Below are 14,113 nucleotides of genomic sequence, written 5' to 3'. Positions count from 1 at the left end.
GCCATGGCTGAGGCCACCCCGGGCTCTGACCCGGCAACACCCTATCGCGTCCTCGCCCGCAAATACCGTCCGGTCGATTTCACGACCCTGGTCGGCCAGGAAGCGATGGTGCGCACCCTGCGCAACGCCATCGCCACCGGCCGCATCGCCCACGCCTTCATGCTCACCGGCGTGCGCGGCGTCGGCAAGACGACGACCGCCCGAATCATCGCCCGCGCCCTGAACTGTGTCGGCCCCGACGGAACGGGCGGCCCCACGGTCGATCCCTGCGGCGTCTGCGACAACTGCAAGGCCATCACCGAGGACCGCCATGTCGACGTGATCGAGATGGACGCGGCCTCCCGCACCGGCATCGACGACGTCCGCGAGCTGATCGAAGGCGTGCGCTATCGTCCGGTCTCGGCGCGCTACAAGGTCTACATCATCGACGAAGTGCACATGCTGTCGGAGAAGGCCTTCAACGCGTTGCTGAAGACGCTGGAAGAGCCGCCGCCGCACGTGAAGTTCCTGTTTGCCACCACCGAGATCCGCAAGGTCCCGGTGACGGTCCTGTCGCGCTGCCAGCGTTTCGACCTGAAGCGCGTGCCGCTCGAGACGCTGGTCGAGCATTTCGGTAAGATCGCGCAGGCCGAGAAGGTCGAGATTTCGCCCGAGGCCCTGACGCTGATCGCCCGCGCCGCCGACGGATCGGTGCGCGACGGTCTGTCCATGCTCGACCAGGCGATCGCCCATGGCGGCGGTGTGGTGGATGCCGCTCAGGTCCGCGACATGCTGGGCCTGGCCGACCGCAGCCGGGTCCTCGAGCTGTTCGAGAAGACGATGCGCGGCGATGCGCCGGGCATGGTCGCGGCGCTCGGCGAGATGCACGATTCCGGCGCCGATCCCGTGGTCGTGCTGCAGGATCTGCTGGAGCTCACGCACTGGGTCACACGCCTCAAGGTGGCGCCGGACGCCGCAGCCGCGACGGCGGACAGCGAACGCGCCCAGGGACTGGCGATGGCGGGCAAACTCTCCATGGCCTCGCTCACGCGGGCCTGGACGCTGCTGCTGAAGGGGCTGCAGGAGACGCTCGCCGCGCCCTCGCCGCTGCGCGCCGCCGAGATGGCGCTGATCAGGCTCTGCTACGTCGCCGACCTTCCCTCTCCCGGCGATGCGATCAAGATGCTGCAGAATGGCGGCGGCGTTCCGGCAGGGACCGCCGCCCCGGCGATGCCGAGAGGCAATGGCGGCGGCGGCGCTGTGGCACGTCTCGCGACCCAGCCGGTCGCCGCGGTGGCCGCCCAACCCGCCCAGGCGATGCCGGCCCCGCGTAGCTTCGCGGAGGTCGTGGCCTTGTTCGAGAGCCGCCGCGAGCCGCGCATGGTGCACAGCCTGATGCATCACGTGCACGAGGTGCGCTGCGAGCCCGGCCTGATCGAGTTCCGCCCCGAGCCCAAGGCGCCGCCCGACCTCGCCCCGCGCCTCAGCGAGCTGTTGAGCCTATGGACCGGACGCCGCTGGATCGCCTCGGTGTCGAGCGCCGAAGGCAAGCCCACCCTCATGCAGCAGAAAGCGGCCAAGGCCGACGATCTGCGCAGCTCTGCCGAAAACAACGAGCTGGTGATGGCCATACTCAAGACATTCCCCGGCGCGAAGCTCGAGGCGGTCAAACGCAAGGGCGAACAGACTTCCATGCTGGGCGAGTTCGTCAGCGACGAGCCGCCTCCCGCCGAGGAATACCCGGCAGACGACGACATCCCCGAAAGCGAGTTCTGAATGTTCGACAAACTCAAGGACCTGGGCGGCCTGATGCAGCAGGCCCAGCAGATGCAGCAGAAGATGCAGGACCTGCAGGCGGCGCTGGAGCGCCTGGAGATCGTGGGCACCTCGGGCGCCGGCCTGGTGAAGGTCACGGTCAACGGCAAGAACGAGACGCGCAAGATCGACATCGACGCGTCGCTGTTCAAGCCCGAGGACAAGGGCGTCGTCGAGGACCTGATCGTCGCCGCCGCCAACGACGCGCGCGCCAAGGTCGAGCAGACCGTGCAGGAGCAGATGCGCGGAATCACCGGCGGCCTGCCGCTGCCGCCGGGCTTCAATCTCTGATGAAAAGGCGGCGATGAACGGCCCGGAGATCGAGCGGCTCATCCAGCTCCTCGGCCGTCTGCCGGGCCTGGGCCCGCGCTCGGCACGCCGCGCGGCGCTGCATCTGCTGAAGAAGCGCGAGACGCTGATGCAGCCGTTGGGCACGGCGCTCGCCGATGCGGCGCGCGCCGTGCGGGCCTGCAGCATCTGCGGCAACCTCGACACGATCGATCCCTGCTCGATCTGTTCCGATCACCGCCGCGATGCCGGCCTGATCTGCGTCGTCGAGGATGTCGGCGACCTCTGGGCGATGGAGCGCGGCCGCATCTTCTCCGGTCGCTATCACGTGCTGGGGGGCTCGCTGTCGGCGTTGGACGGGATCGGCCCGGAAGAACTCAACATCGGCAGCCTGGTGATGCGCGTCTCCGCCGGCGGCATCCGCGAGGTGATCATGGCCACCAACGCCACCGTCGACGGCCAGACCACGGCGCATTACCTCGCCGAACGGCTGGCCGAGCACGACGTGCCGCTGACTCGGCTGGCACATGGTGTGCCGGTGGGCGGTGAACTCGACTGGCTGGACGACGGGACGCTCGCCACCGCCTTCAAGGCGCGGCGCGCCCTGTAGCGTCGCCCCCATGAGCGCCGAAACCCTCACCGCCATCGCTGTCGCCCTGGGCGCCGGCTGGGCCAGCGGCCTCAATGCCTACGCCGCCGTGCTGGTGCTCGGGGTCGCGCAACGCCTCGGCCTGGTCGCCCTGCCGCACGATCTCCAAGTCCTGGAATCGCCCTGGGTGCTCGGCGTAGCCGCGATCCTGTTCGCGCTCAATTTCCTGGCCGACAAGATCCCCTACGTCGACAGTATCAACGACGTGCTCCAGACCTTCGTGCGCATCCCCGCGGGCGTGCTCCTCGCCTACGGCGCCGCAACCGGCCTCAGTCCGGAGTTTTCGATCATCGCCGGCCTGCTCGGCGGGACGCTCGCGGCCGGAACCCACATCGCCAAGACCGGATCGCGCGCCCTGATCAACACCTCGCCGGAGCCGTTCACCAACGTGTTCGCCTCCCTTGGCGAGGACGTCACGGTGCTTGGCGGGCTGGCCCTCGCGATCGCCTATCCGATCACTTTTCTGTGCCTGCTGGCGCTTTTCGTGGTGCTCCTGATATGGCTCCTCCCCAAGCTCGTGCGTCTGGCTCTCGTGCCTTTTCGCCGCCTGGCTCGGGGGCGCCAGCAGCCTTGACCAAAGAACCCGCCCTCGACCTTTGGCGGAACAACTGACGCTTTCCTTCGCCGATCCGAAGCGTACACTCTCAACCGCAAGCACATGTTCATCCGCCAGAACATCCAGTCCCTTCGGTTTTTCCGCACAACGCCGGCGATGCGCTGCCCTTACCTGCCGCATCGCCTGGAGACGAAGCTTGTCACCGAACTGAGCGGGCCGGACGCCATCTCCCAGCACGACACGTTGACCGACGCGGGCTTCCGCCGCTCCCACCACTTCGTCTACAAGCCGCTCTGCGACGGGTGCCGGGCCTGTGTGCCGGTGCGCATTCGGGTCCGGGACTTCGAGCCCAGCCGCGCACAGCGCCGTATTCAGCGCCGCAACGAACATGTCCATGCGATCGAGACGCAGGCCTTGGCGACCGGCGAACAATTCTCGCTGTTCTCACGCTATGTGCTGACGCGCCACCGCGACGGCGACATGGCGGACATGGACTTCGACGACTACCGCGCCATGGTCGAGGAGAGTCCGGTCGAAACGGCGATCATCGAGTTCCGGGACGATTCGGCCGATGGCCGGCTGGTCGGCGCCTGTCTGGTCGACTGGCTGTCGAGCGGGGTGTCGGCGGTCTACAGCTTCTTCGATCCGCAGGACCCGCGGCGGGGGCTCGGCACGCACATGATCCTTTGGCTGGCGGAAGCCGCCGCCAAACGCGGCCTGCCCTATGTCTATCTCGGCTACTGGATCGCCGATTCGAGCAAGATGTCCTACAAGCGCTTGTTCCGCCCTTTGGAATCGTTCGGTCCCGATGGATGGACGGAACTGCCTACGACATAGGCAAGTATTAGCGACGAGCCCGCTCTGCGGGCTCTGGCACCGCACAGCAAAGCAAGCTAAGAGAGCGCATCCGTCAGCGAGAACGGAACTTCGACAAGAATAAGCTCGCGAAACAGGGGAGTGGGATGCGCTTACTGCTGTCGTTCAGCACGCTCGTCGACGCGTTCAACGAGAAAATAGGAAACGTCTGCAACTGGCTCGTGCTGCTGGCCTGCGTCGTCAGCGCCGGAAATGCGATGGTGCGGTACGCTTACGATACCAGTTCGAACGCCTGGCTCGAAATCCAGTGGTACATGTTCGCCGTGATCGTGATGTTCGGCGCGTCCTACACGATGAAGCGCAACGAACACGTCCGCGTCGACCTCGTCTACATGAACCTGAGCCGCCGCGGGCAGCTCTGGGTCGACATCCTGGGCACGCTGGTCTTCCTCCTGCCGACCTGCACCATTCTGGCCTGGCTGAGCTGGCCGTTCTTCATGCAGTCGTTCAACGTTTACGAGCACTCCTCGAATGCGGGCGGCCTGCTGCGCTGGCCGATCAAGCTCGTGCTGCCCGTAGGTTTCGCGCTCGTCGCCCTCCAGGGGGTGTCCGAACTCATTAAGCGGGTCGCCTTCCTCAACGGCTATGCCGTGGACAGCCTCGAAGCTCACTACGAGAGGCCCACGCAATGATCCCTCTCGAGTACATGCCGCCGCTGATGTTCGGCGGCCTCGTCGTCTTCATGATCATCGGCTACCCGGTCGCTTTCTCGCTCTGCGCGGTGGGCTTCTTCTTCGGTTTCCTGTCGATCGAGATGGGTTACTTCACGATGGCCTTCATGCAGGCCATCCCGGGCCGCGTGTTCGGCAGCATCCTGTCGAACGAGCTGCTGCTCGCCATTCCCTTCTTCACCTTCATGGGCGCCATCCTGGAAAAATGCGGGCTGGCGGAGGACATGCTCGAATCGATGGGGCAGCTCTTCGGTCCCATAAAGGGCGGACTGGGCTATTCGACGATCATCGTGGGCTTCATCCTCGGCGCCATCACCGGCACCGTGGCCGCCCAGGTCATTGCGATGGCCATGATCACCCTGCCGGTGATGATGCGCTACAAGTACGACATGCGGTACGCGACCGGGGTGCTGGCCGCGTCGGGTACGATCACGCAGCTCGTGCCGCCCTCTTTGGTGCTGATCGTCCTGGCCGACCAGCTGGGCAAGTCGGTGGGCGACATGTATCTGGGCGCCTGGGGCCCGTCGCTGCTGCAGATCGCTCTGTTTGCCGGCTACACATTCTACCTGACGCTGGTGAAGCCCGAGGCGCTGCCGCCGGTACCGCGGACGCTGTTCGGCAAGGCGCTTCTGGTCAAGTGCGCGTGGGGCATCATTCCGGCCGCCGTGCTGATCTTCCTGGTGCTGGGTACCATCATGATGGGCCTGGCGACGCCGACCGAGGCCGGCGCCATGGGCACGATCGGCGCCATCGTGCTCGCGGTCGTGCGCAACGCACCGCTCACGAAGTTCGACCGGCTCATGTTCTTCGGGGGATGCGCCGCCGCGATCATAGGCGCCCTGATCGGCATCGTCGCCTTCAAGTCGCTCGCCTTCCAGGCTGCCTTCACCGTCATGTTTGCCGCGGTCATCTGGCTGTGCTGGCGGGCCTGGCAGGTGAAGGACCTGCGCGACCTGATCGTGCAGGCGCTCCAGGCGACGATGCGCATCACGGCGATGGTGGCCTTCATTCTGGTCGGCGCGACCTGCTTCTCGATCACCTTCCAAGGTGTCGACGGCAATCAATGGGTCGAGCATCTGATGTCGAACCTGCCCGGCGGCGTCTGGGGCTTCCTGATCGTCGTCAACCTGTTCGTCTTCTTCCTCGCCTTCTTCCTCGACTTCTTCGAGATCGCCTTCATCATCATCCCGATGCTGGCGCCGGTTGCGCAGAAGCTGCTGACACCGGTGGTGGGAGCCGATGCCGCCCTCATCTGGTTTGGCGTCATGCTCTGCGTGAACATGCAGACCTCCTTCATGCACCCGCCCTTCGGCTTCGCGCTGTTCTACCTGCGCAGCGTGGCGCCCAAGGAAGTGAAGAGCTCGGACATCTACTGGGGGTCGATCCCGTGGGTGATCCTTCAGCTCATCATGGTCGCGATCGTGATCGCGATCCCGCAGTCGGTGACCTACTTCCTGGACAAGCCGCACGGGATCGATCCCACCACGATCAAGATCGAACTCCAGCCACCACCCGCGGAAGACTCGGCCCCGCCGGTCTTCAAGTAGAACGAAGACAGAAAAAAGCCCCGCCAACCGGCGGGGCTTTTCACTTGATAGTGCGCTTAATCGTGCGCTTAGCGGCCTTGTGCCGACATTGCGAAATTGAAGTTGTCGAAGGTGTTCTCGGCCACGCGGAACCACAGATTCTCGTCCGACCGGAACGTCTTGAGGCTGTCGTAGATCTTCTTGAACTTCGGGTCCTTGGCCGCCAGTTCGTCGTAGAACTTGTAGGCTTCGAGGAAGCAGGGCTCGAGGACAGCGCGCGGGAACGGCCGCAGTTCGGTGCCGGCCGCCACGAGACGGCGCAGGGCCGGCGGATTGCCGGCATCGTACTTGGGAACCATCCAGGACGTGACCCGGCCGGCCGCGGCTTCGACCATCGCCTGGTAGGGCTTCGGCAGCTTCGCCCAGGCTTCGTTGTTGATGTAGAGCGAGCCGACCGACGCGCCTTCCCACCATCCCGGATAGTAGTAGTACTTGGCGACCTTGTTGAAGCCGAGCTTCTCGTCGTCATAGGGGCCGACCCATTCGCAGGCGTCGATCGTCCCCTTCTCGAGCGCCGGATATATGTCGCCGCCGGCAATCTGCTGCGGCACAACGCCGAGGCGGGTGAGGATGAGGCCGGCGAAGCCGCCGACGCGGAACTTCAGCCCCTTCATGTCGTCCATCGACTTGATTTCCTTGCGGAACCAGCCGCCCATCTGACAGCCCGTGCCGCCAAAGGTGAAGGAGCGGAAGTTATACTCCTTGTAGAAGTCGTTGATCAGCTCGTGGCCACCGCCAAACTCCAGCCACGCGTAATACTGGCGCTGGTTCATCGAGAAAGGCAGGCCGGTCTCGAACACGAAGTTCGGATGCTTCCCGAAATAGTAGTAGGCGGCGGTCTGGCCGGCCTCGACGGTGCCGTTCTGCACCGCATCGGCCACCTGCAGGCCGGGAACGATTTCACCGGCAGCGAAGGGGCGGATCTGGAATTTTCCGTCCGACATCTCAGCGATGATCTTCGCGAAGACCTCGGATCCACCGTAGAGCGTGTCGAGCGACTTGGGGAAGCTCGATGTCAGACGCCATTTAACTTCCGGCATGCTCTGCGCAATGGCCGGCGCAGCCACCGTCGTGGCCGCTGCAACTCCCGCGGCACCAACGCCCGCGGTCCTGATGAATTTCCTGCGCTGCATTTTTCGTTTCCTCCCGTGGTTGCCTTTATGGCCCCCTTCAGCGACTGCAACACTGGCATGCAGAATTGGATTTGGAAAGCGTCCGACTGCCGGAATTTCCTTAAAAATATGCAATCTTCGGGTGATCGCGGCGTTCGGCTGCGCAAGAAAAAGCCCCGCCGCAGCGGGGCTTTGAACCGGCGCGAGCCGGGCTCTAGAGCTTGTTGGCCGCGGACTGGCGCGCCATGAAGTTGTCGAACGTGTTCTCGGCCACACGGAACCAGAGAACTTCTTCACTCCGGAAGGGCTTCCAGGAATCGTAGACCTTCTTGAACTTCGGATTCTTGGCGATGGTCTCGGCATAGAGTTCGTTGGCGGCGCCGAAGCACGCTTCCATCACCGATTGCGGGAACGGCAGGAACTTCGTTCCAGCAGCGACGAGCTCGCGAAGCGCGCGCGGATTCTGGGCATCGTACTTGGCCACCGACCAGCTCACCGTGTCGCCCGACGCCACCGCGATCGCTTCCTTGTACATCGGCGGCAAGGCCTCGTACGCCTTCTCGCCGCAATAGAGGGAGAGCGCCGCGCATCCTTCCCACCAGCCGGGGTAGTAGTAATACGGCGCGACCTTGTTGAAGCCGAGCTTCTGGTCGTCATACGGACCGACCCATTCGGCGGCATCGATCGTGCCCTTCTCCAGCGCCGGGTAGATGTCGCCGCCGGCAATCTGCTGCGGCACCACGCCGAGCTTAGCCATCACCTGGCCGGCAAAGCCGCCGATGCGCATCTTCACGCCCTTCATGTCCTCGGGCGTCTTGATCTCCTTGCGCCACCAACCGCCCATCTGGGCGCCGGTATGGCTCATCAGGAAGGAGACCAGCTTGTATTCCTTGTAGAACTCCCGCATCAGCTCGAGCCCGCCGCCGAAATAGACCCAGGCATTGTGCTGGCGGGTGTTGAGGCCGAAAGGCAGCGCCGTATCGAAGGCGAAGGTCGGGTCCTTGCCGACATAGTAGTAGGCCGCGGTGTGGCCGCACTCGACGGTCTCGTTCTGGACGGCGTCGACGACCTGCAGGCCCGGAACGATCTCGCCGGCTGCAAAGACGCGAATCTGGAACTTGTTGTCGGTGAGCGCCGCAACGCGCTTGGCGAAGTATTCGCCGGCGCCATAAATCGTGTCGAGCGACTTGGGGAAGCTCGACGCCATGCGCCACTTCACCTCGGGCATTGACTGGGCGACTGCCGGGGCCGCGAGGGGGCCGGCCGCAGCCACGGTCGCACCGCCGACCCCGGCCGTGCGCATGAATTTGCGACGTTGCATTTCGATCATCTCCCTAAGTCTTTTGCTTGCCGAACGCGGGCCTTCTGCCACGCGAACACACTTTGTTGCCGCGGTTATCGCATAGCGAAGCGGCGATGAAAAGCAGTTGCCGGCTCCGTGCAGGCAAAGAAAAACCCCGCCGAAGCGGGGTTTTCCAGATGTTCCGGGCTGAGCAGCCTAGAGCTTGTTGGCCGCCGATTGGCGCGCCATGAAGTTGTCCATCGTGTTCTCGGCGACGCGGAACCACAGGACCTCCTCGGCGCGGAAAGGCTTCCACGTCTCGAAGATCTTCTTCCACTTCGGGTTCTTCTCATTGAGCTGAGCGAACACGTCGTTGGTCGCGTTGTAGCAAGCCTCGAGGACCTGCGGCGAGAACGGCAGCAGCTTGGTGCCGGCCGCGACGAGTTCGCGAACCGCCTTCGGATTCTGGGCGTCGTACTTGGACAGCATCGAGGTGTGGGCCTTGGCGGCGGCGGCCTCGATGATCGCCTGGTAGGACTTGGGCAGCTCCGCCCACTTGGCCAGGTTCACATAGGCCGAGAGCTGCGGGCCGGCTTCCCACCAGCCGGGATAGTAGTAGTACGGCGCGACCTTGTTGAAGCCGAGCTTCTGGTCGTCGTACGGACCGACCCACTCCGCCGCGTCGATCGTACCCTTCTCCAGCGCCGGGTAGATGTCGCCCCCGGCGATCTGCTGCGGCACGACGCCGAGGCGCGTCAGGACCTCGCCGGCGAAGCCACTGACTCGGAACTTCAGGCCCTTGAGGTCATCGACCGTCTTGATCTCCTTGCGGAACCAGCCGCCCATCTGGGCGCCGGTGTTGCCGCAGGGGATCGAATGGATGTTGTAGTCCTTGAAGAACTCGTTCATCGCCTGACGGCCACCGCCCCAGTTCCACCAGGCATCCTGCTGGCGCGCGTTGAGGCCGAACGGCACCGCGCAATCGAGAGCGAATGTCAGGTCCTTGCCGACATAATAGTAGGACGCGGTATGGCCCATCTCGACCGTGCCGTTCTGGACGGCATCGGCGACCTGCAGGCCCGGGACGATTTCACCGGCGGCGAACAGGCGGATCTGGAACTTGCCGTCGGTCGCTTCCGACACGTACTTCGTGAACAGCTCGCCGGACCCGAAGATCGTATCGAGCGCCTTCGGGAAGCTCGACGCCATGCGCCACTTCAGCTCGGGCGCGGATTGTGCGATGGCCGGAGCAGCCAGAGCGCCGGTGGCGGCGACGGCGGCGGTGCCGACACCGGCCGTACGGATGAACTTGCGACGTTGCATGAAAACAGGACTCCCAGCTCGTGTTGCAGGACGGCACGGATGCCGCCTGATTTGCGCGGCTTATGACACGCGCGCTGCATCGAATGAAAGGCTCAATGCATGAGCAATAGAGTGAGCGCCAATGCGCCCACTGCAATGCGGTACCAGGCAAAAACGGTAAAGCCGTGGCGGCTGATGAATGCCACGAAGGCCCGGACAACCAGGAGTGCGGAAAAGAAGGCGGCCAGGAAGCCCAGGGCGATCACGCCGCCATGGTCCCAGCTCAACGACGACCAGTTCTTGTAGAGATCGTAAACGGTCGCCCCCAGCATTGTGGGCATCGCAAGGAAAAATGAGAACTCGGCCGCCGTGGCACGGTCCACGCGAAAAATCCGGGCGCCCATGATGGTGGCGCCCGAGCGCGAGACGCCCGGGATCATCGCCACACACTGGCAGAGACCGACATAGAGGGCGGTCCTCAGGTCCACCTCATCGAGGCTCTTGATGCGCGGCCTCTGCGCAAATCGCTCGATCACCAGGATCGCAATACCGCCCACGATGAGGGAGATGGCGACCACCCACGGGCTGAACAACACGGACTTGATGTATTTATGAGCCGCCACGCCGATGATCACGGCCGGCAGGAAAGCCACCAGGATGGCCACGGTAAACCGGGTCGCCTGCTTGTCGCGCTCCAGCACTCCCTTCGCGGTCGTCCAGATCTTCGCGCGATAGAGCAAGCAGACGGCGAGGATCGCGCCGAGCTGGATCACGATCTCGAAGACCTTGCCTGGAGGGCCCTGGAAATCGAGCACTTCCTCGGCGAGGATGATGTGCCCCGTCGAGGAGACGGGGAGAAACTCGGTGAGACCTTCGACAACGCCGATCAGCAGCGCCTTCCAGATCAGCGTCAGGTCCATGCTCAATCCTTGAAGCGTTTGGCTCGCGGCCAGCCCTTCTCAGGCATACGCCCGGCCTGCGCACGCTCGCCCCGCCAGAACTTCAGTTCGGCGGCCGGGATGACGCGATTGGCCCAGGCCAGGCCAGCTGAGAGAATGAAGGCCTGCGCATCGGACAGATGGTCGCCCTTGGACTTCTGTAGCAGCACGCCCCTGCCCCGACCCATCTCCGGCACCTGATCGAGCGGGAAGATCAGCAGCTTGCGCCCCTCGCTCAGCACCGCGATCTGGTTCGCGCCGTCGGGCACGACGCTCAGCACCTGCGCCTTTTCCTTGTCGGCGACGTTCAGCACCTGCTTGCCGTTCTTGGTCTGCGCCACGACATCGTCTTCCGGGACGATGAAGCCGCGGCCGGCATCAGACGCGACCAGGAACCTGCGACCGCCCTTGAACACGTCGACCTGGACGATGTCCTGCTCGTTGCCCAGTTCGATCATCAGCCGGATCGGCTCGCCATGGCCTCGGGCGCTCGGGAGGCGGTCGCAGCCCACCGTGTAGAAGCGGCCGTTGGTCCCGAACAGCAGGATCTTGTCCGTAGACTGGGCATGGATGGCGAAGCGTGCCGAATCGCCTTCCTTGTACTTGAGTTCGCCGGCCGCCTTGTCGTCGAGATGGCCCTTGGCGGCACGGATCCAGCCCTTCTCGGACAGGATCACCGTCACGGGCTCGCGCTCGACGAAATCCTCCATCGCATGCTCGATCTCGGCCGGTGCGTCGGCCAGTTCGGTGCGGCGGCGGCCGAGTTCGGTCTTGCCACCGAACTTCTTCTTGGTCTCTCGAACCTCATCGGCGATCGAATCCCACTGGAGGTCGTCGCTCTTAAGAAGGTCCTTCAGGTTCTTGCGCTCGGCGCTGAGCTTCTTGTGCTCACCCCGAATCTCGAACTCCTCGAGCCGGCGCAGGGCACGCAGGCGCATGTTCAGGATCGCCTCGGCCTGCATGTCCGTGAGGCCGAAGGCCTTCATCATCTTGGGCTTGGGCTCGTCTTCCTCGCGGATGATCTTGATCAGCTCGTCGAGGTTGAGATAGGCGATCAGATAGCCGTCGAGAATCTCCAGGCGCCGCTCGATCGCCGCCAGCCGGAAGGTCGACCGCCGCACCAGCACCTCGCGCCGGTGATCGAGGAAGGCCTGCAGCGCCTCGCGCAGGTCCATGACCCGCGGCGTGTTGTCCTTGTCGAGGACATTGAGGTTCAGGGGAAAGCGCGTTTCGAGGTCGCTGAGCTTGAAGAGCTGTTCCATCAGCAGCTCGGCCGGCACGTTGCCGGCGCGCGGCTCGAGCACGATACGCACGTCGTCGGCCGACTCGTCGCGCACGTCCTCGAGGATCGGCAGCTTCTTGGCGTTGATGATCTCGGCGATCCGCTCGATCAGCCGGCCCTTCTGGACCTGATAGGGAATCTGCGTGACGACGATGCGGTACTGGCCGCGCGGGAGTTGTTCGACCTCCCACCGCGCACGCAGGCGGAAGGCGCCGCGCCCGGTCCTGTAGGCCTCGACGATGGCCTCGCGCGGTTCGACCAGGATGCCACCGGTCGGAAAGTCCGGCCCCTTCACCAGGTCGACCAGGGTCTCGATGCGCGAGTTGGGCGTCTTGATGAGATGCAGCAGCGCGTCGCAGAGCTCGCCGACATTGTGCGGCGGGATCGAGGTCGCCATGCCGACCGCGATCCCGGCGGCCCCATTGGCCAGCAGGTTCGGGAAGCCGCCCGGCAGCACGATCGGCTCTTCGGTCGAGCCGTCGTAGTTGGGCCGGAAGTCGACGGCATTTTCGTCGATGCCGCCCAGCAGCGCCTCGGCCACCTCGGTGAGGCGTGCCTCGGTGTAACGCATCGCGGCGGGGTTATCGCCGTCGATGTTGCCGAAATTGCCCTGGCCCTCGATCAGCGGGTAGCGCGCGGCGAATTCCTGCGCGAGGCGCACCAGAGCGTCGTAGATCGACTGGTCGCCGTGCGGATGATACTGGCCGATCACGTCGCCGACGACGCGGGCGCTCTTCTTGAAGGCGCTGTTCGGATCGAGCCGCAGCTGGCGCATCGCGTACATCAGCCGGCGATGCACCGGCTTCAGCCCGTCGCGCACGTCCGGCAGCGACCGCGACATGATCGTCGACAGCGCATAGGAGAGATAGCGCTCGCGGAGCGCGTCTCCGAACTGCACTGGCTTCACTTCGGCCAGTTGGACGACGTTGTTGCGCTTTGCCATGGACCAGCGTGACGAGGGGGAGAGCCGCAGTTCCTGCCGTGGCCCGATTGTTCTAGCGTTGGAGCGATTCCATAAATCTCGACCGGGCGGGAGGCAAGGGCTTGTTGTGCGGCCAAAAAACGTGCCGTTCGAGGAAAAATCCCGTCAGGTCAAAGCCTTGGCGCAGCGCTTCCTCGTCCGACGGCACTCCGCCGGTGGATAGAAAGCCCGGCAGCGGCAGCAGCTTCTCCTTGTAGGGTGCGGCGGCCGCGCGGGAGACGGCGCGGCCCGTCTTCGGCGAGACATAGGCAAGCTCCTCGGTCGTCCCCGTGGCGGCGCATTTCTCCAGATCGAGGCCGAAGCCCAGCTCCTGGAGCAGCCCCAGTTCGAGCCGGACATAGATCGTCGGCCAACCGGGGTGGCCGAGCGAGCCCAGGAACGCCCGGAACCCGTCGAACATCGCGGGATGCGGCTCCCGCTCGGGCAGGGCGGCGTCGATGACGGCGCAGGCCGCCGCCAGCCCGGCCAACTCCGAGGCGTCGTCCATGGCGCGCGCCGCATGCGGCTCGCGCAGTTCGCCCGAGTAGTTGCCGAGCTGTTCGGCAAGCCTGCCCCGCCAGGCGACCTCGACCAGATTGCCCGACTGCCAGATGGGACGGGCCCGCCGCGAGACGCCGCCGGGGACGAAACCCGAATGGCGCCCATGATCCCGCGTCAGCAGGGACACGACGAGGCCCGTCTCGCCGTGAGACCGCGCCGTCAGCACGATGCCTTCGTCGTTCCATTCCATGCCCGTGTATGCCCCGCCCGGGCAAATCGCGCTAGGTTGCGCCATGGCGATACGACCGGGGCCGA

13 protein-coding genes are annotated in these 14,113 nt (G+C 64.8%); 7 read left to right on the top strand and 6 right to left on the bottom strand.

Annotated features, from left to right (window positions below; translation table 11 throughout):
• The first annotated feature begins 3 nt into the window (after positions 1–3).
• The 7 genes from ACO07K_RS05995 (at position 4) to ACO07K_RS05965 (ending at position 6,381) form a co-directional block, all read left to right on the top strand.
• Complete coding sequence (locus ACO07K_RS05995) at positions 4–1,755, top strand: DNA polymerase III subunit gamma/tau (protein ID WP_422034986.1); 1,752 nt, start codon at positions 4–6, stop codon at positions 1,753–1,755.
• Positions 1,756–2,085: a YbaB/EbfC family nucleoid-associated protein gene (locus ACO07K_RS05990; protein WP_422034985.1), complete on the top strand. Its 330-nt coding sequence runs from the start codon at positions 1,756–1,758 to the stop codon at positions 2,083–2,085.
• Between the two features lie 13 nt (positions 2,086–2,098).
• The gene (gene recR, locus ACO07K_RS05985) at positions 2,099–2,692 is read left to right on the top strand and encodes a recombination mediator RecR (protein WP_422034984.1); all 594 of its coding nucleotides are present in this window, start codon (positions 2,099–2,101) and stop codon (positions 2,690–2,692) included.
• Positions 2,693–2,702: 10 nt separating this feature from the next.
• Complete coding sequence (locus tag ACO07K_RS05980) at positions 2,703–3,305, top strand: DUF4126 domain-containing protein (protein WP_298305689.1); 603 nt, start codon at positions 2,703–2,705, stop codon at positions 3,303–3,305.
• 84 nt (positions 3,306–3,389) lie between these two features.
• On the top strand, positions 3,390–4,124 hold the full coding sequence (locus ACO07K_RS05975; protein WP_422034983.1) for an arginyltransferase: 735 nt from the start codon (positions 3,390–3,392) through the stop codon (positions 4,122–4,124).
• Positions 4,125–4,249: 125 nt separating this feature from the next.
• On the top strand, positions 4,250–4,795 hold the full coding sequence (locus ACO07K_RS05970) for a TRAP transporter small permease subunit (protein ID WP_422034982.1): 546 nt from the start codon (positions 4,250–4,252) through the stop codon (positions 4,793–4,795).
• Complete coding sequence (locus ACO07K_RS05965; RefSeq protein ID WP_422034981.1) at positions 4,792–6,381, top strand: TRAP transporter large permease; 1,590 nt, start codon at positions 4,792–4,794, stop codon at positions 6,379–6,381. The genes ACO07K_RS05970 and ACO07K_RS05965 overlap by 4 nt, the downstream gene beginning before the upstream one ends.
• A gap of 68 nt (positions 6,382–6,449) precedes the next feature.
• Here the strand turns inward: ACO07K_RS05965 and ACO07K_RS05960 are convergent, their stop codons facing one another.
• The 6 genes from ACO07K_RS05960 to recO form a co-directional block, all read right to left on the bottom strand.
• Positions 6,450–7,553, bottom strand: coding sequence for a TRAP transporter substrate-binding protein (locus ACO07K_RS05960; protein WP_422034980.1), 1,104 nt, complete (start codon positions 7,551–7,553; stop codon positions 6,450–6,452).
• 193 nt (positions 7,554–7,746) lie between these two features.
• Positions 7,747–8,853 carry a TRAP transporter substrate-binding protein gene (locus ACO07K_RS05955; RefSeq protein ID WP_422034979.1) on the bottom strand — a complete coding sequence of 369 codons (1,107 nt, stop codon included), beginning with the start codon at positions 8,851–8,853 and terminating at the stop codon, positions 7,747–7,749.
• Positions 8,854–9,030: 177 nt separating this feature from the next.
• Complete coding sequence (locus ACO07K_RS05950) at positions 9,031–10,137, bottom strand: TRAP transporter substrate-binding protein (protein ID WP_422034977.1); 1,107 nt, start codon at positions 10,135–10,137, stop codon at positions 9,031–9,033.
• Positions 10,138–10,229: 92 nt separating this feature from the next.
• A complete protein-coding gene (locus ACO07K_RS05945; protein ID WP_422034976.1) occupies positions 10,230–11,036 on the bottom strand; it encodes an undecaprenyl-diphosphate phosphatase in 807 nt (268 codons plus the stop codon).
• Positions 11,037–11,038: 2 nt separating this feature from the next.
• Positions 11,039–13,279: a DNA topoisomerase IV subunit A gene (gene parC, locus ACO07K_RS05940; RefSeq protein WP_422034975.1), complete on the bottom strand. Its 2,241-nt coding sequence runs from the start codon at positions 13,277–13,279 to the stop codon at positions 11,039–11,041.
• 52 nt (positions 13,280–13,331) lie between these two features.
• Entirely contained in the window at positions 13,332–14,048 is a 717-nt protein-coding gene (recO, locus tag ACO07K_RS05935) for a DNA repair protein RecO (protein ID WP_422034973.1), read from the bottom strand.
• Between the last annotated feature and the right edge of the window lie 65 nt (positions 14,049–14,113).

The organism is Reyranella sp., assembly GCF_965228225.1.
In the GTDB taxonomy this organism is placed as follows: Bacteria; Pseudomonadota; Alphaproteobacteria; order Reyranellales; family Reyranellaceae; genus Reyranella.
This window is presented reverse-complemented; position numbering and strand designations above follow the sequence as displayed.